Source organism: Rhodanobacter sp. UC4438_H5 (assembly GCF_052978405.1).
Genome location: NZ_CM129672.1, coordinates 3,164,168 through 3,186,969, shown reverse-complemented (window position 1 = coordinate 3,186,969; position 22,802 = coordinate 3,164,168). Strand labels below are relative to the sequence as shown.

Below are 22,802 nucleotides of genomic sequence, written 5' to 3'. Positions count from 1 at the left end.
AGTGCCCGCCCTACAGCTTGAGGTAGATGCGGCGCCGGTCCATGGCCCACACCACCAGCCACCAGAACGCCACGAACACCACGGCGAAGGCCAGCGACGGCACGCAGGGTCCGAAGCGCGGCGTCATCCAGTCGGCGAACACGGCGCGGTACCACGTCGCCTGGCCCAGGGCGGGCAGCACGATCTGCATGACCTCCGAGCCGGCATAGGCGGCGATGGCGTTGACGCCGAAGCGCCGCCCCAGCGGTGGCCAGCCACGGCGCTCGACCAGCCAGTGGAAGGCCAGCAGCGCCAGCACGGCCCAGCCGGCCGTCCACAGCACGAACGAGGGCGTCCACAGGTTCTTGTTGAACGGCAGCACCAGCGACCACCCCGCACCGAGAGCCAGCGACAGCAGACCGCCCAGCCCCAGCGCCTTGAGCCGCCCGCGCCGCAACCAGCAGCCCGCGCGCAGGCCGAGCAAGGTGGTGGCCAGCGCCGGCAAGGTGCTGAGCAGGCCTTCCGGATCGTGCCCGCGACCGCTGAGCGGATCGATCGACCAGACATAGTGGCCGAACACCGCGCTGTCGGTGCGGCTGGCGAGATTGGCCCACGGCGCCAGCGTGCCGCCGAGTTCGAGCAGCCCCCAGTAGCCGAGCAGCAGCAGGGCGATCGCGCACCATTGCGTGCGTGGCCGCGTGTGGATGGCGAACAGCGCCACCGCGGCAAAGCACACGCCGATCCGTTGCAGCACGCCGGGGATGCGCATGCCGCGATCCGGCAGCAGCCACGTCGCCAGCAGGTTGATGGCCAGGCCGAGCAGCACGATGCGCGCGGCCCGCCACATCGCCGCGCGGGTCAGCTCGGCGGCGGACGCACCCCGCTCCAGCCGCGGCAGGATCGCCAGCGCCACCGACACGCCGACCACGAACAGGAAGAACGGAAAGATCAGGTCGGTCGGCGTGCAGCCGTTCCACTGCGCATGCTCCAGCGGCCAGTACACGTGGCCCCAGTCGCCCGGGTCGTTGACCAGCAGCATCGCGGCCACCGTGCAGCCGCGCAGCGCGTCGAGGGAGGCGAGGCGTGTGGACCGCGCGCTCATGCCACGCCGCCGCACCGTGCATGCGACGCGCTCATGGCGTGGCCTGCAGCGACACCTTCTCCAGCGCGTACAGCGCCCCGTCGATCGGCGCGGTGTAGATCAGGCACAGGCCGTGTTCGCCGCTTTGCGCAGGCAGCTTCGCGTCGAGCCTGAAGCGCCGCGGGCCGTGCGCGGGATCGGGCAACGGCATCGACGCCAGCACCGGTCCGTCGCAGTGATCGACATGCACCACCAGTTCGCCGAACGGCGTGGCGTGCGGGCGCGACACCACCAGCTTCTGCTCGTGCGCCAGCGCGAAGTTGCGCGGCAGGCGCACGGCGTCGACGTGGATCGCCGCGACGCCATCCATGCGCGTGGCGGGGAACAGCTGGCAGCTGTCGAACACGTTCACCGCGTAGACCGGCTGGGTGCTGGGCGCATCGGGCGACGGCTGCACGCGCAGGCGGAAGTCGCTGCCGGGGCAGTTGGGCAAGGTGTTGCCCGCAAGGCTCAGCAACCCCGCGCGGCTGAGCACCCGTTCACGCGGCGCAGCCAGCGCGCTGCCGTCGGCGGCGAAGCTGGCGGCACGCACGGTCACCGGCAGGGTCACGTTGAACGGCGCCTCGTAGCGCGGCGAGACCGGGGTGGGCGCGCTGCCGTCGAGCGTGTAGCGGATCGCGCCGAACCCGGTCGGGCTGGCCAGCGTGACGGTGGCACGGCCGGTGGCCAGCGCCACGTTGCGATCGGTGGCGATCTCCACCGCGAAGGCGCCGTCGGCGTAGGAAATCTGCTGGGCGCGGTAACGCGCGAGCTGGCCGGGCAGGCGCGACAGGAAGTCGCTCCAGTCGCGGCGGGCGTCCGGCGACCAGGCGACTTCGGCCAGCGCATCCAGCCGCGGGAACGCCGCGTGCTCGACGTGGGCGAAACCGGGCATGTGCTCGGTCCAGAAATTGGCCTGGACGCCCAGCACGTGTTTCGCCTGGTGCGCGTCGAGCACGCCGGGAATGGCCTGGAAACCGTACACGTCCTGCAGCGATTCCACGCCGAGGCGGCCGGCGTACTCGTCGGCCAGCGCGCTCTGCACGTGGTCGAAATAGAGGTCCGGCGCGGGCGACATCACCACGTCGTGGCCCAGCAGCGCGGCCTTGATCGCGCCGTCGATGCCGCGCCAGGACATCACGGTGGCGTCGGCCGGCAGCTTGTCGCCTTCGAGGATCTCGTCCCAGCCGATCAGCTTGCGGCCGTGCTGCTGCAGGTACCGGCCGATGCGGCCGATGAACCAGCCCTGCAGGGTGTTCTCGTCGCGGATGCCGAGCGCGCGCATCTTCGCCTGCACCGCGGGCGACGCCTGCCATTGGTCCTTGATCGCCTCGTCGCCGCCGACGTGGATGTAGGTCGACGGGAACAGCGCCATCACCTCGTCGAGCACGTGGTCGATGAAGGCGAAGGTGGCATCGTCGACGTTGTACAGATACGGGTTCACGCCCCAGTCGACGGACACCGCGGGACGCTTGCCGGTGACGCCGAGCTGCGGATACGAGGCCACCGCGGCCTGCGCGTGGCCGGGCATGTCCAGCTCCGGCACGATGGTGATGTGGCGCGCGGCGGCATAGGCCACCACGTCGCGGATCTCGTCCTGGGTGTAGAAACCGCCGTAGCGCTGCGGCTCGCCATCCCTGCCGGCGTCCGGCGGCGTGCGCCACGCGCCGATCCTGGTCAGCTCGGGATAGCGCTTGATCTGGATGCGCCAGCCCTGGTCGTCGGTGAGATGCCAGTGCAGCACGTCGAGCTTGTGCTGGGCCATCTGGTCGAGCAGGGTTTTTACTTCGGCCACGCTCTGGAAATGCCGCACCGAATCGAGCATCACGCCGCGCCAGGCGAAGCGCGGCCAGTCGCGGATGGACAGCGCCGGCACGTCCACCGCGCCGCGCGCGGCATCGGGCGTGAGCAGCTGATACAGCGTGACCACGCCGTGGAACAGGCCGGCGTCGTCGCGCGCGCTGACGCGGATGCCGTGGGTGTCGACATCGAGCGCATAGCCGCCGGCCTGCGCCACCGGCGCCTGTGGGTCGCGCCGCAGCACGATGGCGCGTTTCGCGCCGCCGCCAGGCTGCAGCGTCAGGCCGCGCGTGCGCGAGAGCAGGTCGATCAGGTAGTGCGCGGCCTGCGTGGTGGCCGGGTCATGGTCGGCCACCACGATGGTGGTGGCGGCGTCGACGCGGAAGCTGCCGTCGCCCGGCACGAGTTGCGCAGGCAGCGGAATCAGCGAGGGCGCTGCGGCCGTCGCGCTTGCCGGCGGCAGTGGCAGCAGCAGCATGAGCAACGCGAGCAGGCAGTACAGGGTCGGCAGGCATCGACGGGTCATCCGCATTCTCCGGTGCGCGCTCGCATGGTGCCATGCAGGGCCACCATGCGACGCCAAAAAAAAGCGGGCCCGCCAACCAATGCCGGGGCCCGCACGGGGAGGGTGTCGGCGCGCCGTCCGTGGCGCGCCATGCCGCGGCGTTGCGTCAGAACTTGAAGCGGAGGTTCAGGTAGTACTGGCGACCGTTGATGTAGGTCGAACGCGGCTGGATGCCGTAACCGTCGCCCTTGACGTAGTAGCGCAGCTTCGGGCTGTTGAGGTTGAGGCCGTCCAGCGACACCGACATCCAGTCGTTGATGCTGTAGCCCAGCGACGCGGACAGGTAGCCGGTGCCCTGCATGTAGAAGAAGCCGCCGCGGTCCGGGCCGGCGAAGTACGACGAGCGGTAGGTGTAGCTCACCCGCGCGTTGAACTTGTCGTTCTCGAAGAAGGCCGATGCGTTGGCGGTGTTCTTCGAGGTGCCCTGCAGGTCCTGCCCGTTGTCGGCGTTGCCGGTGGCGTAGGTGTAGTTGAGCGCCGCGCCGAAGTTGTCGCCGATCGGCTGCTGGTAGTTCAACTCCACGCCGCGCACCTTGCCGTCGACGTTGCTGGGGATGTTCACCTGGTAGGCCGAGTAGACATCGTGCCCTGCCGCCGTGCTGGCCGGCATGTCCTTGTACAGGCGCGACTCGGAAGCGAAGGTGACGTAGTTCTGCAGCGACATCTGGTACACGCCGGCCGACAACAGGCCGCGCGGCGCGAAATACCACTCCAGGTCGGCGTCGAAGTTGGTCGAGATCAGCGGCTTCAGGTTCGGGTTGCCGCCGCTGCCGGTGTGGCCGGTGTCATCCAGCGACACCGTGCCGGCCAGTGCCGAGTAGTCCGGCCGGGTCAGCGTCTGCGACACCGCCACGCGCGCCAGCACGTCGTCGGTCAGGTTGAACTTCAGGTTGGCGCTGGGCAGCGCCTTGCTGTAGCTGGCGTTGTTGGTGTTCCAGTAGTAGCCGGCCGGGAAGAACGCCGAGCCGAGGATCGGACCCTGCACTTCGGTCTCCTGCGGCGAGGTGCTGGTGTAGTTCACCGCCTGCTTGGTGTGCACGTAGCGCACGCCCACGTTGCCGCTCCAGCGGTCGCCGATGAAGTTGGCCTGCAGGTAGATCGCGCCGTCCTTCTCGTTCACCTTGTAGATGTCGTTCGGGTACAGCCGCTCCGGCCCGCGGTTGGCGTACTTCGAGTCGTAGGCGGCCAGGTCGGCCTGCGAGTAGTACCAGATATTGGTCGGGAACGAGCCGCCCAGCGAGCTGCCGAAATCACCCGGGTAATGGCCGAAGCTGGCGGGGAAGTTGGCCGGGTTGCTCCAGTCGCCACCGTTCGGTCCCTGCGCGAACGCATAGGGGTTCTCGCGCGTGTGGTCGGCGTAGCGCACGCCGAACTGCAGCGAGGCCAGCGTGCTGTCGTCGAAGTCCAGCTCGCCGTCGATCTTGCCCCAGTTCTCCTTGTCCTCGACGTTGATGCCGCCTTCGCCGAAGATCCAGTTGGCGCTGACGCCCGAGGCCGCCGGCGAGCTGTTGTCCGGCCCCAGCGACCAGTTGACCGGCTTGCCGGTGCCGCGGAAATCCCATGCGGCGCCGGTGCCCGGCGCGGTGTTCAGTTCCAGCACGTCCTGCTTCGGGCTGGAGCCTTCGCCCTTGGTGGTGCCGAGCTGGGCCGAGAAGCTCAGGCGGTCGCTCGCGCGCCAGTCGACGTCGGCGGTGAAGAAGCGGGTCGAGGCGGAGGCCTCGCGCGAGATCTGGTCGTAGATGCCGTAGTTCGTCGCGTCGTTGCTGGGCGAGAAGACGGCATTCGTCAACGTGTTGTTGGCCACGACGTAGCCGGGCTGGAGGTTGGTGGCGCCGTGCACGAAGTGGGTGGCCCACATCATGTAGTTGCGGTTGAAGTTGTTGGCCTTGAGCTTGCTGTAGAAGCCGTTCAGGTTGACCGTCACGTTGTCGGTCGGCTTGAACTGCACGTCCACCGACCCGCCGGTGCGCTTGCGCTTCTGGGTGAACAGCACGTTGCCGATCAGGCTGGGGAAGTAGACGCCGTTCAGATCCGGGTGCGCGGCGACGATGGCGTCGGTGCTCTTGAGCTGCTCCAGGCCGAGCACTTCCTGGCCGTTGCGCTGCAGGCTGCGCTCCTCGTAGAACGCCTGCGCCATCACGCCGAAGGTGCCGGCGTCGTTCTTCCAGTTGAACAGGCCGCTGAACTGCGGCTTGGTGGTGCCGGGCAGGTCGGAGTAGACGCCGCCGACGGACGCGTGCACGGTCACCGGCTTGTCGAACTGCAGCGGCTTGCGGGTGATGATGTTGACGGTGCCGGCCGCGCCGCCCTCGACCAGGCGCGCCTCGGAGGTCTTGTTCACCACCACCTCGCTGACGATCTCCGCCGGCAGCAGGCTGTAGCTGACGCTGCGGCCCACGGTGGCGGTCTGGTTGAGCACGAACCAGTCGCCGGTGCCGATGTTGTGGCCGTCGACCAGGGTCTGGGTCATGCTGGGCGCGGTGCCGCGCAGGCTGACGCGGTCGTTCTCGTCGAAGCCGCCTTCGCCCGCGCTGGAGGTGCCGACGCTGACGCCGGGCAGTCGCTGCAGCGTGTCGGCCACGTTCTTGGCCGGCAGCTTGCCGATGTCCTCGGCGGTGACCACCTCCACGTGCGCATCGGCGGCCTTCTTCAACGCCAGCGATTCGGCCTCGCTGTCGCGGATGCCGGTGACGGTTACCGTGGCCAGTTCCTTGACGTTGGTCTTCTTCGGCTGGTTGGCGTCGGCCGCGGCCGTGCTGTCCTGCGCAAACAACGCACCGGAGACGCACAGACCGGTGATGATGCTGGCGGCGAGCAATGTCTTGCGATGGTTCATGGTGTTCCTCCCCTCAAGAGGCTGGATCGAATCAGGACCGGCGTGGATGCGGTCGCGGACTGTGGGTGACGCGTGGTGGCGGTGGACAGCGGACAACGACGGTGGGCGTGGCGCCGTGCTGCGGGATCGGGCTCATCTCAAGCTCCTTGCCTGGGGTTGCGCCCTTCATCCAGAAACCAGCCTGCGGCGCCGATGACACCAAGCTGGCCGTGCTCAATCAGTCGAACCGGAACCTGTTGCAGCCAGGCGCGCATGACGCCCTTGTTCAAATAGCGCTCGGCAAACGTGCTCGCCAGCAGGAAGTCGTGGATGCGCGGCAGGATGCCGCCGGCCAGGTAGATCGCGCGGGCGCCGTAGAGCAGGCCGAGATCGCCGACGAAGCTGCCGAGCAGGCCGCAGAAAATCTCCAGCACTTCGCGGGCGACCGGGTCGCGGCCTTCCAGCGCCGCGGCGGTGACTTCGGCCGGCGTGCTCCAGCGCGGCGCGCGGCCGTGCAGTTCGGCCAGCGCGCGGTAGAGCTTGAGCAGGCCCGGCCCGGACAGCGCATCCTCGAACGAGACGTGGCTGCGCTCGCGACGCAGCAGGCGCAGGATCTCGATCTCGCGCTCGGTGCCCGGCGCCAGCGAGATCTGTCCCGCCTCGGTGGCCAGCACGCGGGCGCGCGGCGAGCCCGGCAACAGCACCGCCGAACCCAGCCCGGTGCCCGGACCCATCACCAGCACCGGCCCCGGCGGCGGTGCGGGCGCCTCGATGATGCAGCGGGTATCGGCCGCGTCGAGGAACTGGGTGGCATAGGCCACCGCCTCGAAGTCGTTGATGACGGCCAACTGCCGGATGCCCAGCGCGTCGCGGATCGCGCGGATCGACACCGGCCAGGCCAGGTTGCCGTTGACGATCGCGTCGTCCAGCACGTAACCGGCGCAGGCCACCGCGCATTCGCGGATGCCGGCGGCCGCGGCCGCGTGCGGCGTGTGCGCCAGTTGTGCGACGAAGTCGCGCAGCATCGCGGCGAGGTCGGGCCACTCGGCGCAGGCGTAGCGGCGGAAGTGCAGCACGCTGACCGGGCCGTGCGCATCGCCGCAGCCGCTGACCAGGCCGACCCGCGCATGCGTGCCGCCGACATCGGCAGCGAGGAACGGCTGCGCCGCCTCGCCGTCCGACGCCGCAGATACCCGCTCCGACGACGCCGCAGCAACCGGCACGGTGGTCGACGGCGACACGGCATGGCGCTGGTTGGCGACTTCCCCCACGGACGATCTCCCGAAACTCCGCTGCGATCCCGACGCGTGCGCCGGTCACTCGGCGCGGCCGCACGCCGGCCTGATGGAGGGCGAGTCTGTGGTCAAGATGACAACGTTGTCAACTGTGATCGTCGTCCAATTTCGCGACGCGGCTGTGGCGTCGCAGCAAAGCTGTCATGGCAACCTGCGAGGTTGCTTCAAGTGTGCGCCTGGAGGCTTTGTGCAAGCCATATTCGTGGCAGCCTGGCGGCCCGGACCACCTGTTGCACTGCCGCAACGATGCGATCCGAACGGCGGTGGATGCGCTCGACCATCCGCCGCAGCGATGTCCCGTCGCCGGCGTCGATTGACAACGTTGCACTTTTTGCGGAATAAGGAGACATTCCTGTCAGCACGGCCAGCCGGCCGCAGCGACACGGCACCCGGGGAGATCCACCACCATGAGCACCACACTGGCGGCCGCGCCGTCCCGGCAGCAGCAACTCGGGCCGATGCTGATCATCGGCCTGCTGTTTTTCATCTTCGGCTTCGTGACCTGGCTCAACGGTCCGCTGATCACCTTCGTCAAGCTGGCGTTCCAGGTCGAGGACGCCTATGCGTTCCTGGTGCCGTTCGCGTTCTACATTTCCTACCTGGTGTTCTCGCTGCCCGCCTCGATGATCCTGCGCCGCACCGGCATGAAGAAAGGCATGGCGCTGGGCCTGTTCGTGATGGCGGTCGGCGCCGTGCTGTTCGGCCAGTTCGTCAGCCTGCGCGTGTTCGCCGGTGCGCTGACCGGGCTGTTCGTGATCGGTGCCGGGCTGTCCTTGCTGCAGACCGCATCGAACCCGTACATCAGCATCCTTGGCCCGATCGACAGCGCCGCGCAGCGCATCGCGTTCATGGGCATTTGCAACAAGGTGGCCGGCGTGCTGGCGCCGTTCGTGTTCGGCGCGCTGGTGCTCAGCGGCATCGGCAGCTTCGGCGAGCAGGTTGCCGCGGCGCCCACCGTCGAGGCGCGCGAGGCGCTGCTGAACGCCTTCGCCGGCAAGGTGCACACGCCGTACATGGTGATGGCCGGCCTGCTGGTGGTGCTGGCGATCTGGATCGCGCGTTCGTCGCTGCCGGAGATCACGCCGGAAGGCGCCAACAGCGAGCGCGCGATCGGCCACGGGCACGGCAGCATCTTCAGCTTTCCGCACCTGTGGCTGGGCGTGCTGTGCCTGTTCCTCTACGTCGGCGTGGAGGTGATGGCCGGCGACGCGATCGGCACCTACGGCGCCGGCTTCCACCTGCCGCTGGACCGCACCAAGGTCTTCACCGCGTTCACCCTGAGCGGCATGCTGGCCGGCTACCTGGTCGGCCTGGTGCTGATCCCGCGCTACATCTCGCAGCAGCGTTACCTCGCGGTATCGGCGGTGCTCGGCGTGCTGTTCTCGATCGGCGCCTACCTCACGAACGGCTACGTCTCGGTCGGCTTCGTCGCCGCGCTGGGCTTCGCCAACGCGATGATGTGGCCGGCGATCTTTCCGCTGGCGATCAAGGGCCTGGGCGACCTCACCGAGCGCGGTTCGGCGCTGCTGATCATGGCGATCGCCGGCGGCGCGGTGGTGCCGCAGCTGTTCGTGCACCTGAAGCAGCACATCGACTTCCAGCTCGCCTTCACCGTGCTGATGGTGCCGTGCTACCTGTACATCCTGTACTTCGGACTGGCCGGCCACCGCGTGGGCCAGCGGCGCGCGGCACCGTGATCGCGCCGTTCGCCAGTCCCGGGGCCATACGCTAGGATGCACACGCCGCCGCACACCGGCTGTGCGGCGGTGTCGGCACATGGCGCTGCCGGCGCCCCACTCACGATGCACGAGGTCCAGCGGTGCGCAGCGCCACCATCAAGGATGTCGCGGAACGGGCAGGCGTCTCGCTGAAGACGGTGTCGCGCGTCATCAACAACGAGCCCTCGGTGCATGCGCGCACGCGCGAGCGGGTGCAGCAGGCGATCGACGCGCTCGGCTACCAGCCCGACCCCACCGCGCGCAGCCTGCGCAGCACGCGTGCCTATGCGATCGGCCTGGTCTACGACAACCCGAACGCGCACTACATCATCAACCTGCAGCGCGGCGTGCTGTCGGTGTGCCGCTCCAGCGGCTTCGGCCTGCAGATCCACCCCTGCGATTCCTCCTCGCCGACGCTGGCCGAGGAGCTGTGCACGCTGGTGCGTCGCTCGCACCTGGCCGGGCTGGTGCTGGCGCCGCCGATGTCCGAGCAGCCCGCGCTGATCCAGGCGTTGAGCGACGCCGGGATTCCGTTCATCCGCATCATCTCCGCGCGCAAGGACCCGCAGGATGGCTACCCCTGCGTCTACGTGGACGACCGCGACGCGGCTTACGCGATCACCGAACACCTGATCCAGCTCGGCCACCAGCGCATCGGCTTCCTGTGGGGCGGGCGCGAGCACCGCTCCAGCCCGGAGCGCTACCAGGGCTACGAGGATGCGCTGAAGGATTACGGCATCGCGCTCGACCGCAAGCTGATCCTGCCCGGCGATTTCACCTTCGACGACGGCTTCCGCGGCGCGCGCAAGCTGCTGGCGCTGAAGGACCGGCCCACCGCGATCTTCGGCTCCAACGACGAGATCGCCGCCGGCGTGCTGGCCGCGGCGCACTCGGACGGCATCAACGTGCCGTACGAGCTCTCCATCGCCGGCTTCGAGGACAGCCCGTTCTCCAAGCAGTCCTGGCCGGCATTGACCACCGCCCGCCAGGCCACCGAGGAGATCGCCCGCCACGCCGCGCAACGCCTGATCGGCGACCTGCAGCGCGCCGCCCACGGCGAGCCGGCGCAAGGCACCAACGAGGGCTTCAGCCCGGAACTGGTCGTGCGCGGTTCCACCGCGCCGCGGCACACCACCTCACGGCGCTGAACAGCCGGCCATCGCCCCCAGGGCGGGCGATTACTTCACGTTGTCGGTCTGCTCGATGAAGCGGGCGACGTTGTCGTGCAGCAGCTTCAGCGACGGCGCGTGCGCGTACACCATGTGGCCGGACGGATACCACGCATAGCTGATGTTGGCTTCGAGGCTGGCCGGGATCGGCAGGTGGTGCATCTCGTAGTCGGCGGCGAAGTAGGGCGTGGCCAGATCGTAGTAGCCGCCGTTGAGGTAGACCTTGAGACCCGGATTGGTCTTCATCGCCATCGCCAGGTCCGGCATCACGTTGGTCGAGGATTGCAGCGCCTCGCCCTGGACGCCCGGCGCCTTGTGCGAAAAGTCCCAATGGTCGATGTCGGCAAACAGCCGGTACTGTCGGCCCTGGCCGAACTTCAGCTCGCGCCGCACGTAGTCGTTGAACGCGGACACGTAGGCCGAGCTGATCGCCGAGGATTGCGGATCGTATTCGGAAGCCTTGCCCAGCGGATCGATCGTCGGGCCGGAGAAGCGCGTGTCGAGCCGGCCGGTGGTGGTGTCGTCGCCCGCCTGGAGCTCGTGCTCGAACATGCCGCCGCTGACGCGCAGGTTCGCCTTCAGCAGGTACGCCACCGGCAGCCCGGTGTACTGGTGCAGTTTCTCCGCCACCGCCTGCTTGCGCGCCTCGGGCAGCCGCGAGCCGGCCATCAGCGCCTGCGCGTACTCGCCCAGCGCGTACTGCTCCACCTCGCGCAGGAACGGCTCCAGCGCGGCCGGCTGCTGCGGCAACTTGTGGTGGTAGAACGCGGTGGCGGCGAAGGTCGGCAACGCCAGCTCATACGGCAGGTCGACGCCCGGATTGAACTCCGGCCCGTCGATGCTGGTGTCGAAATTGAGGATCTGCGAGAGCAGGATCACGCCGTTCAAGTCGACGCTGTCCTCGTTCTCCAGGATGTTGGCCAGCACCGCCGAGCGGGTGGTGCCGTAGCTTTCGCCGAACAGGTACTTCGGCGAGTTCCAGCGGTCGTACTTCGACAGGAAGCGGGTGATGAACTGGGCAAAGGCATGCGCGTCGCCGTCGACGCCGTAGATCGCCTTGCGCCGGTCCTTCATCTGCTCCTCGCGCTTGGCCTTGTCCTCGTCGTTCGCGATCAGCCGGCTGAAGCCCGCGCCGGGCGCATCGATGAACACCACGTCGGAGGCATCGAGCAGGCTGTAGTCGTTGTTGACCAGCTGGTACGGCGCCGCCGGCGTGTGCGTGTCGTCGCTGGTGACCACCCGCCTGGGCCCGAACGCGCCCATGTGCAGCCACACCGTGGCCGAGCCGGGACCGCCGTTGTAGATGAAGGTGACCGGTCGCTTGCCGGCATCGACGCCCTTCTTGAAATAGGCGACGTAGAACATGCTGACCTGCGGCTCGTCCTCCTTGTCGCCGCTGCCGTGCAGCACCAGCGTGCCGGCCACCGCCTTGTAGTCGACCCGCTTGCCCTCGACCGACACCGACCCCTCGCTGGTCGAGGACTGCGGCTGCACCAGCGCCGCGTCGGGTTTCGACTCGGGGGTCGCCTTGTCGTCCTTCTTGTCCGTGCCGGCAAAGGCCGTCGAGGTGAGCAGCAGCGCGGCAAGCACCGCGGCGAGGGGAAGTTTGCGCATGGGCTGGCATCCGGCAGGCGAAGCGCCGAGCTTAGGCTCCACCCCGGCCGGCCTTCATCCGCCAGAAGTCATTGCGCAGGAACTTGCGTGGCTGCAAAAGCCGCGGCCACGGACTGGCCGAAGGCAGCGGAAAGCCCCGCGATCTATGCCAGAATGCCGCCGCGGAACGGGCAGGGACGACGCGCTTTCGCGACTCGGCGCATGCCCATGGCCCAGCGGGGATTCTGGCGAGAGATCAGGCGCCGCCACGTGTATCGCGTGGCGGCTGCGTATGCCATTGTCGGCTGGCTGCTGATCCAGGTGGCGACGCAGGTGCTGCCGGTGTTCCACCTGCCGGACTGGATCGATCAGGCGGTGGTACTGCTGATCCTGCTCGGCTTCCCGATCGCGCTGGTGCTGGCATGGGCATTCGATGCCACGCCCCGAGGTATCGTGCGCACGGACGGCACCATTGGCACCGATTCGATGGCGCCATCACCGGCGCGCCACGCCGGCGTCGCGGTCGGCCTGATCGGCGTGCTGGTCGCCGCCATCGCGGGACTTGGCTGGTGGCATTTCCAGCACGACGCCAGGCAGCCGATGCAGGGTGTCGCGGCAGCATCCACGTCGACGGTTCGCGCCAACCCGCCGACGGCCGGGCCATCCGCGAGCGCATCACTCGCGCCAACACTGCCCGCCAAGTCCATCGCGGTGCTGCCGTTCGTCAACATGAGCGGAGATCCGAAAAACGACTACTTCAGCGACGGCATCACCGAGGAAATCCTGGACGCGCTGGCGCAGTTGCCGCACCTGAAGGTCGCCGCGCGCACGTCCGCTTTTGCGTTCAAGGGCAAGGCCGAGGACTTGCGCAAGGTCGGCGACGTGCTGGACGTCGCCACCGTGCTGGAAGGCAGCGTGCAGAAGTCCGGCGACGAGGTGCGCATTACCGCGCAGCTGATCGACACGCGCAGCGGCTACCACCTGTGGTCGGAGAAATACGATCGCAAGTTGACCAGCATCTTCGCGGTCGAGGATGAAATCTCCCAGGCGATTGCCGACAAGCTGAAGGTGCAGTTGGCGGGCGGGAGCGGCCAGTCGCTGGTTCCGCAAAAAACCGGTGATCCGCGCGCACACGATGCCTATCTGCGCGGGCTCACCTTGCTGGCCGCACGTTCGGTGGGGGAAGCCGTTGATGCGTTCCGGCAGGCCGTGGCGATTGACCCGGATTACGCGCAAGCCTGGGCATCGCTGGCCGAAGCGCATGCGTTACTGCCGGCATACATGCCGGTGTCGATGCAGACCGCCGATGCCGATTCGCTGGCCGCCGCGCAACATGCGCTTGCGCTGAATCCCGATGTGGCGTTGGCGTATGTCGCGCAGGGCATCGTCTACACCAACCAGATGCATTGGGCCGAGGCCGATCGCGTGTTCCGTCGCGCGCTGGCGCTGGCGCCGGGTGACGCCGAGGCGATGGATCAATACGCGCAGTTCCTGTACGCAGCCGGGCAGCTCGTACCCGCCCTGGCCGAGATCGAGCGCGCGCTGCAGCGCGATCCGCTTTCCGGCGTCAGTGGCGCGGTGCGCGCGCAGCTCCTGTTCGCGTTGCATCGCAACGATGAGGCCTTGAAGCAGATCGAGGGCACCCTGGCCGCGCATCCCAATGGCGTGCTGGAACATCGCATCGCGGTGTGGGTGTATCTGTCCTCGCATCGTTACCCCGAAGCGGAACGGCAGATGCGCCTGTCGAGCCCGCGTCATTCCGATGTCAGTGCGCTGTTGGTACGCGGCATCGCCGATCCGCATTTGCGTGCGAGTGCGGTCGAGTCCCTGGAGACTTCCCCTGCACTGGACAACCTTCGCCATGACGCCATCGTGCATGCCGTGTTCCTCGTCGCGCTTGGCCAGAATGAGCGCGCCCTGGCCATGCTCGACGAATTCGCGCTGAACGGCGACAGCACGACGCCGCAACTGTTGTGGTATCCGGCGTTCGATCCGATCCGCGACGATCCTCGCTTCAAGGCGATGCTCAGGAAGATCGACCTGCCCTACACCCCATGGAAATCCGCCACGCCATGAGCGCCCGGTCGTCGCTATTCGCCGAACTCAAGCGCCGCAACGTATGGCGCGCGGCCATGCTCTACGCGGGCACGGTGTGGGCGTTCGGGCAGGGCCTGTCGCAGTTCAGCCCGGCGGTCGGGTTGCCGGACTGGGCGACGCGGTGGTTCCTGATTGCGGCGGCCATCGGGTTCCCGTTCTGGATCGCGTTCGCGTGGTTCTATGAATTCACGCCTGAAGGCCTGAGGCGCGAGAGCGAGATCGCGGCGGGCGATTCCATCGCGCACGCCACTGGCCGCAAGCTGGACAAGTGGATCATCGGCGTGCTGCTGGTCGCGGTCGTGCTGCTGCTGACAAATACGTTTGTATGGCGCAAGGGCGCGGGATTGGGCGACGATCCGGGGCTCATCGTTCCGGCAAAATCCATCGCCGTGCTGCCGTTCGAGGATTTGAGTCCCGCCCACGATCACGGCTATTTCTCCGCCGGCATGGCCGAGGAACTGTTGAATGCGCTGGCGCGCGTGCAGGATCTGCGCGTCGCCGGGCGCGCCTCCTCGTTCTATTACGGCGACCACAATGCCGACCTGCGCACGATCGGCAAGGCGCTGGATGTGGCCAACGTGCTGGAAGGTTCGGTGCGCACGCAGGGCCAGGCGGTGCGGATCAGCGTGCAACTGATCCGCACCCGCGACGGTTTCGAGGCATGGTCGCAGAGTTACGACGGCAACCTGGACAACATCTTCGACCTGCAGGAGCGGATCGCCCGGGCGATCACCGAGCACCTGAAAGTAGTGCTGGGCGATGTCGGCAACACGCGGCTGGTGCCGGTGGCCACCCGCAGCGCGGACGCGTACGCGGATTTCATCACCGCGCAGGAACTGGTGAATCGCCGCGTGGGCGACAGCCTGCCGCGCGCGATTGTCTTGTTGCAGCAGGCGACGACACTCGATCCGGGCTTCGCGCGCGCCTGGTCCAAGCTCGCCGTGGCCAACGCGGTGCTGCCGCAATATGTGGCCGGTGACTGGAACGCGAGCTGGAAGACATCCGACGATGCCGCCCATCGTGCATTGGCGCTCGATCCGGGCGATGCGGAAGCCTATGCCGCGCTCAGCTACAACCAGTTTTCGCAGCGCCACTACACGGCCATGGTGGAACCGATGCAGCGGGCGCTGAAGCTGGCGCCGGAGAACTCCGCGGTCAACTACTGGGCCGCCAACGAGTTCGCCGCGATGGGCCGCACCCGCACCGCAGAGGCGCGCATCGATGCGGCGCTCGTCGACGATCCGGCCAATCCCCTGCTGCTGTTCTACAAGAGCATGCTGCGCTGGCGCGAAGGCGATCAGGCCGGCGCGCTGGCCTACGTCCATCGCGCCGGCGTGGCGGATTCGGCGTTCGGCGCGTTGATGCTGGAGTTCTACGATGCCGCGCACGGCGACGTGCAGGCTTCCGCGCGGGACTTCGCAAGCTCCACCAGCGAGATGGGCACGAAGATTTCCCGCGCGGATTTGCAGGAGATCTACCGCGGCACCTACGGCGATGCCGCACAACGCCAGGCCGCATTGCAGATCGTCGCCACGCACGCCGATGACAATTGGGCGCCGACCATGCTGCTGCAACTCGGCGCACCGGCGCGTTCATTCGATCTGTATGAGCACGGCCACAGCGGCCTGTCCGATGCCTACCTGAACTGGCTGTGGCAGCCGGAACCGTGGTCGCGGAAGGCGCGCCGCGATCCCGCCTTCCAGGGCTTTGCGCAACGCCTCGGCATGCTCGCGTACTGGAAGCAGTACGGCTGGCCGGACCTGTGCAAGCCCACGCCGGCCCCCGGTGCGCAGGCATTTGTTTGCTCATGAACCCGGCCGCCCGGCTTTGTGACCGATAGCGCCAGCTCACGCCGGCGCAGCGTGGAGTTTTTCAACCGGCAAGGGGAACGACATGCGAATCGAAGGCAGGAAGTGGACGACGCTCATCACCACCGCTCTTCTGTGCCAGGTGTTCCCGGCGGTCGCGACCCACGCTCCGGTCAGCCGGGAATCGCCAGACGCGGAGATTGGCGCGGCCGAGGCATGGGCGTTTCCGCGATTTCCGCCGCCGGACCCGCACGCGCCGAAGTCCGACCCGGCCAGAATCATTCACGTGGCGGGCAGCACGCGCCGTTACACGCAGGCGCAACTGGACGTCGAGCACTTCGTTCCCGACTGGTTCCCGCAGGACCATTCGGCCGCGCCACCGATCGTCACCGTCGATCGCCGGCCCGGCTGGCCATGGCCGTGCGCGGAATGCCACATGGTGAATGGCGCCGGCGTTCCCGCGACTGCGCAGATCATGGGTTTGCCGAAGGGCTACATCCTCGAACAGGTGGCCGCGTTCCGGCACGGCCAGCGCGGGGCGAGCGCGCCGCGCACCACGCAGGACATGGCCGACGAGGCGCGCAGCCTCAGCGACGACGATCTGCAGCTCGCCGCCGGCTATTTTTCGCGGCTGAAGTTCGTGCCGCATACGCGCGTGGTCGAAAGCGCGAACGTGCCGAAGACCCACTGGATGGATTTCGTGCAGGTGCCGGACCAGGATGGCGCGCGCGAACCGCTGGGCGAGCGCATCGTCGAGGTACCGGAGTCTTTCGACGACTATCGACACGGCAGCGGCCGCACCCGCTATGTCGCCTACGTGCCGCCCGGCAGCATCGCGCGTGGCGCGGCGATCGCGGCCAACGGCAGCGGCGCGGCGCCAGCATGCGAGTCCTGCCACGGCGCCAGGCTGCAGGGCACCGACGCCGTCCCGCCGCTGGCCGGACGCTCGCCGACCTACATCGTGCGCGAGCTGCTCCTGTTCCGCGCTGGCCAGCGTTCGAATCCCGCCGCCGCGCCGATGCGGCTGGAAGCCTCGCAGCTGACCGTCGACGACATGATTGCGGTGGCGGCGTATGCGGGATCGCGCACGCCATGAGGTTCACGCGGAACGGGGCGCGGATGGCGCCCCGTGTGTCCGCGCCGTTCGCCCGTCGCCCATGCGCTTACCCCGCCTGCCAGGCCGCGGCCAGTTCGACGGCAAGATCGCGGTAACGGCGCGGCGGATGCCCGAGCAGGCCAGTGAGGATTTCCGCCGCGCCAGGTTTGCCGAGCATGCCGTCGACATGGAACCGCGCCAGCATCAGGCGCAGGTCATGGGCTGCCCAGGACGGCATCAGGCCGGCCATGAAAGCCTCCCAGGCATCAAGGTCGCTGCCCGCAGGCGTCACCGGCCTGCCGAGCACGCCGGACCAGATCGTCGCCAGCGCATCGCCGGTCAGCACGTCCGGCCCGCTGATCTCGATCACCTCGCGCGGCAGCGGCGCCGCCGCTCGCGCGCGACGCAGCAGCGCGGCCACCGCGACCTCGGCGATGTCGCGCACGTCGACCATCGCCACGCCGACACTGCCGATGGGCATGCCGTAGCGGCCCTGTTGCAACAGGCCGTCGCGAAGCATCGCGTCGTTCTGCATGAAGTAGGACGGGCGCAGCACGGTCGCCGGCAGGTCGAACTGCTCGATCATCCGCTCCACCGTGTATTTGCCGGTGAAATGCGGCACGTCGGTGTATCTGTCGCTGTTGAGCACCGACAGATACACGATGCGTTTGATGCCGGCCTCGCGCGCCAGGCTCAGCGTGCCGATGGCCTGGGTCACTTCATCGGCAACCACGGCGTTGAGCAGGAACAGCGTGTCGGCCTCCTTCAGTGCGGCACGCATGGAGGGAATGTCGGTCATGTCGCCCTTGACCGCGATGACGCCGTCGGGGAACGACGCCTGGTCCGGGTTGCGCGTCAGCGCATGGACGCTGGCGCCCTGTGCGGCCAGGCCGCGGACGACGAGGCTGCCGATGGTGCCGGTGCTGCCGGTGACGAGAATGTTCATGGGGATCTCCTTCGAGGTGGTGGACAGCGCCATCCTGATGTTTCACGAAGCGTCCCGATAGCCGCATAATCTGGACATCCCGTCTCGCTCATGGAACACCCGTGGATCTGCTCGCCCTGGCCGATTTCAACGACGTGGCGCGACACGGCGGCTTCGGCCGCGCCGCCCGGGCCACCGGCCGACCCAAGGCCACGCTGTCGCGACGGGTACGCCAGCTGGAGGATGCGCTGGGCGTTCGCCTGTTCGAGCGCGGCGGCCACACGCTCCGGCTGACGCCGGAGGGACGCGAGCTGCAGGAACGGACGCAGTCGCTGCTGGAACACATCGACGAAGTGGGCGAGGCGTTGCGCGGGAGCATCGGCACGCCACGCGGCCGTCTGCGCATCAGCGCGCCGGTGCTGTTCGGCCAGCGCGGCCTGGGCCGCATCGCCGCGGACTACGCGCTCGCCTACCCCCAGGTGCAGCTGGAAGTGGTCACCGAGGATCGCTTCGTCGATCCGGTGGATGACGATTTCGACCTGATCATCCGCGCCAACCCCGACCCCTCGACCGACTTGGCCGGCCGCTGCTTCCTGCGCGACGTGATGGTGGTCGTGGCCACGCCGTCACTGCTGCGGCCAGCGGGAAGAAGTGACGCCGTGGTGCCCGCGATCACGTTGTCGCGCACGCCGCCCGATGCGACCTGGCAGCTCAGTCGCGCACGCAGCGTGCGCCGCATCGCCACGCATACGGTGCTGCGTCTGTCGTCGATGGCGATGATCCACGATGCGGTGCTCGCCGGCGTGGGCGCCGCCGCGATGCCGCGCTCGCTGGTGCAGGCCGACATCGATGCGGGCCGGCTGCTCGACTGGGGCGTGCTCGCCGGACGTCCGGTCGAAGTCTGGGCCCTGTACCCCTCGCATCGCCACCTGAGCGCCCGCGTGGCCGCCTTCGTGAAACTGCTGCTGGACCGCTTCGAAAATGCCTCACCGGGTGCGTTCGCCCGACTCGCGAGCGCGAGATGAAGCGGCGTCGATGATCCGGCCGACCCGGTGGCCGGCCGATAGGCAAAGTCGACAGGCAGGCGACCCGTCAACCGCGCGCCAGCACCCCGATCGCCACCGCCGCCAGCGCCACGCCGGCGAGGTTGAGCCGGCTCAGCCGTTCGCGGAACAGCAGCAGGCCGACCAGCGCGCCCAGTGCCACCACGCCGATGTTCATGCTGGCGAAGACCAGCGCCGGGTGGTCGGGCAAGGCGCGGTGGCCGCGCAGGTAGAACAGGATGTTGCCGAAGTTGGCCAGCCCCAGCAGCAGGCCGGCCGCCGCGCTGCGGGCGGTGAAACGGGTGGTGCCGCGGGCGCGCCGCCACAACTGCATGGCGAAGGCGACCAGCAGGGCGAGCGCGAACATCGCCTGCAGCGAGGTACCCAGCGCCACGCCGGCGAGGGCCACGCGCTTGAACAGGATGTCGATCACGCCGAAGCCGGCGAACACCAGCAGCGGATACAGCCAGCCGGCCGCGCCGGGATCGGCCGGCGAGCGTTCGCTGCGCCAGACCATGCCCAGCAGGGCAAGCAGGCCCAGCGCGATGCCGCCGAGCTTGAACGCGGAGAGTTGCTCGCCGAACAGCACGAACGCGGCCAGCAGGGAGAGCAGCAGCGACAGCCGCTGCGCCGCATCGCTGCGCACGATGCCGGCGTGGCGCACCGCCGCGGCCAGCGCGAGGAAGATCGTGGGCAGCAGGACGCCCAGCGCAACCAGTGCCAGCCACGGCACCTCGCCGCCGCGCAGGCTTGCCGGCGACGGCTGCAGCAGCAGCGCGGTGAGCGCGCTGGTGGCCACGTAGTTCCAGGCGATCGCCTGGCCCACGTCGATGCGCCAGCGCCGCGCCAGCTTCAGCAGCACCGACACCGCCACGCTGCACAACACGCTCAACAGCACGAAGAACATCCGACCCTCCCGCGACAAACAGCGCGCATTGTGCCGCAAGCGGCACGCGAGTCAGTCGCGCCGCGCGCGGCGGCGCCTCAAGGCGTCAGCCCAGCCACGGCCGCAGCATCGACAGGTCGTAGCCCGCCGCGCGCGCCGTGGCCAGGATCTCGTCGGCCGTGCCCGGCGCCTGCATCGCCCACAGCGCGCTGCTGCGCGTGCCGCTGCGGCAGAACGCCAGCAGCGGGCCGGGTAGTTCCTCCAGCGCCGCGCTGAATTCGTGCAGGGCGGCCGGCGCGAACGGCATGCCCGCCACCGGGATATGCCGCCAGGCCAGGCCGGCGGTACGCGCCGCCGATTCCAGCGTGGCATTGTCCGGCTGGCCGGGTTCCTCGCCGTCGGGGCGGTTGTTGACGATGCCGCGAAAACCCTGCGCGGCGAGTTCCGCGATGTCGTCGACGTCGATTTGCGCGCTGACGCTCAGCGCACCGGCAAGCGGATGGATCTGCATGCAATGCTCCGTAGGAAGGGATGGACGCCTACAGCGCGTCCAGCGGGATTTTCAGATAGCGCACGCCATTGTCCTCGGCCGGCGGCAACTGGCCGGCGCGCATGTTCACCTGCACCGCCGGCAGCAGCAGTTGCGGCACCTTCAGCGTGGCATCGCGCGCGCGGCGCATGGCGACGAACTCCTCCTCGCCGATGCCGTCATGCACGTGGATGTTGCCCTGGCGTTCGGCCGCCACCGTGGTCTGGTGCGCGAACTCGTCGCGGCCGGGGGCCTTGTAGTCGTGGCACAGGAAGATCCGGGTGGCCTCCGGCAGCGCGAAGATGCGCCGGATCGAGCGGTACAGCGTAGCCGCGTCGCCGCCGGGGAAGTCGCAGCGTGCGGTGCCGTAGTCGGGCATGAACAGCGTGTCGCCGACAAACGCCGCGTCGCCGATCAGGTGGGTCATGCACGCCGGCGTGTGCCCCGGCGTGTGGATCGCCTGCGCCTCGATCCCGCCTACCCGATAGCGCTCGCCATCGGTGAACAGGTGGTCGAACTGGCTGCCGTCGCGGGCGAACCCGTCGCCGGCGTTGAACAGCGCGCCGAACGTATCCTGCACCTCGCGGATGTGCTCGCCGATCGCCAGCTTGCCGCCCAGCTGAGCTTGCACGTAGGACGCCGCCGACAGGTGGTCGGCATGCACGTGGGTGTCGATCACCCAATCGAGCGTCAGCCCCTCGGCGCGCACGAACGCAATGACGGCATCGGCGGCGGCGTGGCCGGTGCGCCCGGAGGCCGCCTCGTAATCGAGCACCGCATCGAGCACGGCGGCCCTTCGGGTGGCCGGGTCCCAGGCCACGTAGCTGAAGGTATGGCTGGCCTGGTCGAAGAACGCCCGCACGTCGGGGCTTGGCATGTCCGTCTCCTCGCGGTGAAATCGGGATCACGGAGATTATGGCCCCTGCGGCAACGGTCGCCGCATCACGCCGATTGCGCGGCCTGCTCCGCCGCGAGGCGCCGGGCGACGCGCGCGAAGCTCGCCGCGGTCTCGGCATTCGCCGGCGCGAAGAAGAACGCGGTGGCGCGATCGACGTGGTCGCTGTCGCGGATCGGCAGGCGCATCGAATGGATGCTGAGGTCGCCGAACTCGCGATGGAAGAACGGCACCACGATCGCGCTCAGCGGCGCGGTGTGGCAGCGCTGCCAGAGTTCGACGAACTCCGTGCTGGCCTCGGCCAGCGCCTCGGTCAGCCGGGCGAAGCGCGGGTCTTCCGGATGCGCCGCCTGGTTCATGCGGAACATGCCGAGCAGGTTCAGCGCGCCGTTCTCGAAATCCGGATACAGCCGCCGCCGCGCCGGATTCATGAACGCGTTCCACAGGTGGTTGTCGGCGAACGGGCCGTCGAACTCGCCGAAGTCGTACAGGCACTCGGCCATGCGGTTCCAGGCCAGCACGTTGAACACCGTGTCCAGCACGAAGGCCGGCGCCTGGTACATCCGCAGCACCTCGTGCATCACCGGCGGCAGGCTGAAGTGATGTTCCGGCACGTCGGTGCGCGACAGCCCCATCAGGGCGAACAGGTAGGCCTCGTCGGTCGGCGACAGCGACAGCGCGCGGGCGATCCGGGTCAGCGCCGCCGCCGATACGTTGATTGCACGGCCCTGCTCCAGCCACGTGTACCAGGTGACGCCGACCTCGGCCAGCGCCGCCACTTCCTCGCGGCGCAGTCCCGGCGTCAGCCGGCGCGAACCCCGCGGCAGACCCGCCGCCTCGGGCGTGAGCGCGGCACGCCGCGTGCGCAGGAAGGCCTTCAGCTCGGTGCGTTGCATGGATGCTTTCATGGGCGATCCGGAACGGGTAGTGGGAGTACCAGCAGTGGGGACTGCCTTCCCATGCTACGTCGCAGCGACCTAATGTCGCCTGTCCCCCAAGTCATGTGCCCACACGTGACCGTGACGCCGGCGATGCGGTCACGCCCGTCCGCGGCGCACCTCCCAGCCGCCACGCCCGCCGCGCTGTCTTGCAGCCTGTCACGACGCGGCACCCGCCGACGTCCTTGTGCCAACCCATGCAGGAGATCGACATGTCGTTACTCCCCGTCCCCACCCCCGTCCATGCCCCACGCATCGATGCGCTCACCGATTTCGTGATCCATGCCCAGTTGATGCTGGATCCGGCCACCCCGGAATCGGTGCGCCGCGAAGCCGAACCGCGCCTGCTGGCACAACTGCCGATCCTGCAGGCGCTGGGCGTATTCGAACTGTTCACCCTCCGCGATCCGGCGCTGCACGCGCTGGTGCGCGACGAGCTGCAGGCCCAGCGGGTGCGTGCCGCCTGACATCTTGCCAAGGCAAAAGCATTCCAGCACATATTTGCCTTGACAAATATACTTGAGGCAATAG

The 22,802-nt window shown here is 68.5% G+C and carries 17 protein-coding genes; 7 read left to right on the top strand and 10 right to left on the bottom strand.

What is annotated here, in order from left to right; genetic code table 11:
- Positions 1-10: 10 nt before the first annotated feature.
- The 4 genes from ACVCL9_RS14580 to glk form a co-directional block, all read right to left on the bottom strand.
- Positions 11-1,081: an acyltransferase family protein gene (locus tag ACVCL9_RS14580; RefSeq protein WP_447097580.1), complete on the bottom strand. Its 1,071-nt coding sequence runs from the start codon at positions 1,079-1,081 to the stop codon at positions 11-13.
- 31 nt (positions 1,082-1,112) lie between these two features.
- Positions 1,113-3,425 (bottom strand): beta-N-acetylhexosaminidase, encoded by a 2,313-nt coding sequence (locus ACVCL9_RS14575; RefSeq protein ID WP_447097581.1) that lies wholly within the window; start codon positions 3,423-3,425, stop codon positions 1,113-1,115.
- A gap of 145 nt (positions 3,426-3,570) precedes the next feature.
- Positions 3,571-6,300 (bottom strand): TonB-dependent receptor, encoded by a 2,730-nt coding sequence (locus tag ACVCL9_RS14570; RefSeq protein WP_447097582.1) that lies wholly within the window; start codon positions 6,298-6,300, stop codon positions 3,571-3,573.
- 137 nt (positions 6,301-6,437) lie between these two features.
- A complete protein-coding gene (gene glk, locus ACVCL9_RS14565; RefSeq protein ID WP_447097583.1) occupies positions 6,438-7,550 on the bottom strand; it encodes a glucokinase in 1,113 nt (370 codons plus the stop codon).
- 431 nt (positions 7,551-7,981) lie between these two features.
- Here glk and ACVCL9_RS14560 point away from each other — a divergent pair, with 431 nt between their 5' ends.
- Together ACVCL9_RS14560 and ACVCL9_RS14555 are read left to right on the top strand one after the other, a co-directional pair.
- Positions 7,982-9,271: a sugar MFS transporter gene (locus ACVCL9_RS14560; RefSeq protein WP_447097584.1), complete on the top strand. Its 1,290-nt coding sequence runs from the start codon at positions 7,982-7,984 to the stop codon at positions 9,269-9,271.
- A gap of 122 nt (positions 9,272-9,393) precedes the next feature.
- Entirely contained in the window at positions 9,394-10,440 is a 1,047-nt protein-coding gene (locus tag ACVCL9_RS14555) for a LacI family DNA-binding transcriptional regulator (protein WP_395120906.1), read from the top strand.
- 30 nt (positions 10,441-10,470) lie between these two features.
- Here the strand turns inward: ACVCL9_RS14555 and ACVCL9_RS14550 are convergent, their stop codons facing one another.
- Positions 10,471-12,075, bottom strand: a complete 1,605-nt coding sequence (locus tag ACVCL9_RS14550) for a S10 family peptidase (protein ID WP_447097585.1) — start codon at positions 12,073-12,075, stop codon at positions 10,471-10,473.
- Between the two features lie 207 nt (positions 12,076-12,282).
- On the opposite strand from ACVCL9_RS14550, the gene ACVCL9_RS14545 reads away from it, so the two are divergent.
- The 3 genes from ACVCL9_RS14545 to ACVCL9_RS14535 all read left to right on the top strand — a co-directional run bounded on the left by ACVCL9_RS14545 (position 12,283) and on the right by ACVCL9_RS14535 (position 17,055).
- Positions 12,283-14,130: a tetratricopeptide repeat protein gene (locus tag ACVCL9_RS14545; RefSeq protein WP_447097586.1), complete on the top strand. Its 1,848-nt coding sequence runs from the start codon at positions 12,283-12,285 to the stop codon at positions 14,128-14,130.
- Positions 14,127-15,962 (top strand): tetratricopeptide repeat protein, encoded by a 1,836-nt coding sequence (locus ACVCL9_RS14540; RefSeq protein ID WP_447097587.1) that lies wholly within the window; start codon positions 14,127-14,129, stop codon positions 15,960-15,962. The genes ACVCL9_RS14545 and ACVCL9_RS14540 overlap by 4 nt, the downstream gene beginning before the upstream one ends.
- 283 nt (positions 15,963-16,245) lie before the next feature.
- Positions 16,246-17,055: a c-type cytochrome gene (locus ACVCL9_RS14535; protein ID WP_447097588.1), complete on the top strand. Its 810-nt coding sequence runs from the start codon at positions 16,246-16,248 to the stop codon at positions 17,053-17,055.
- A 67-nt stretch (positions 17,056-17,122) separates the two neighbouring features.
- Here the strand turns inward: ACVCL9_RS14535 and ACVCL9_RS14530 are convergent, their stop codons facing one another.
- Complete coding sequence (locus ACVCL9_RS14530) at positions 17,123-18,001, bottom strand: NmrA family NAD(P)-binding protein (protein ID WP_447097589.1); 879 nt, start codon at positions 17,999-18,001, stop codon at positions 17,123-17,125.
- A 101-nt stretch (positions 18,002-18,102) separates the two neighbouring features.
- Here ACVCL9_RS14530 and ACVCL9_RS14525 point away from each other — a divergent pair, with 101 nt between their 5' ends.
- Positions 18,103-19,005, top strand: coding sequence for a LysR family transcriptional regulator (locus ACVCL9_RS14525; protein ID WP_447097590.1), 903 nt, complete (start codon positions 18,103-18,105; stop codon positions 19,003-19,005).
- 67 nt (positions 19,006-19,072) lie between these two features.
- Here ACVCL9_RS14525 and ACVCL9_RS14520 read toward each other — a convergent pair whose 3' ends face one another.
- From ACVCL9_RS14520 to ACVCL9_RS14505, 4 genes are all read right to left on the bottom strand, one after another.
- The gene (locus tag ACVCL9_RS14520; RefSeq protein ID WP_447097591.1) at positions 19,073-19,930 is read right to left on the bottom strand and encodes an EamA family transporter; all 858 of its coding nucleotides are present in this window, start codon (positions 19,928-19,930) and stop codon (positions 19,073-19,075) included.
- 85 nt (positions 19,931-20,015) lie between these two features.
- Entirely contained in the window at positions 20,016-20,420 is a 405-nt protein-coding gene (locus ACVCL9_RS14515; protein ID WP_447097592.1) for a TIGR01244 family sulfur transferase, read from the bottom strand.
- Between the two features lie 28 nt (positions 20,421-20,448).
- Positions 20,449-21,315, bottom strand: coding sequence for an MBL fold metallo-hydrolase (locus ACVCL9_RS14510; RefSeq protein WP_447097593.1), 867 nt, complete (start codon positions 21,313-21,315; stop codon positions 20,449-20,451).
- A 65-nt stretch (positions 21,316-21,380) separates the two neighbouring features.
- Positions 21,381-22,241, bottom strand: a complete 861-nt coding sequence (locus tag ACVCL9_RS14505; RefSeq protein ID WP_395120895.1) for a helix-turn-helix transcriptional regulator — start codon at positions 22,239-22,241, stop codon at positions 21,381-21,383.
- A gap of 242 nt (positions 22,242-22,483) precedes the next feature.
- Between ACVCL9_RS14505 and ACVCL9_RS14500 the strand changes: the two genes are divergently transcribed.
- The gene (locus ACVCL9_RS14500; protein WP_447097594.1) at positions 22,484-22,738 is read left to right on the top strand and encodes a hypothetical protein; all 255 of its coding nucleotides are present in this window, start codon (positions 22,484-22,486) and stop codon (positions 22,736-22,738) included.
- The last annotated feature ends 64 nt before the right edge of the window (positions 22,739-22,802 follow it).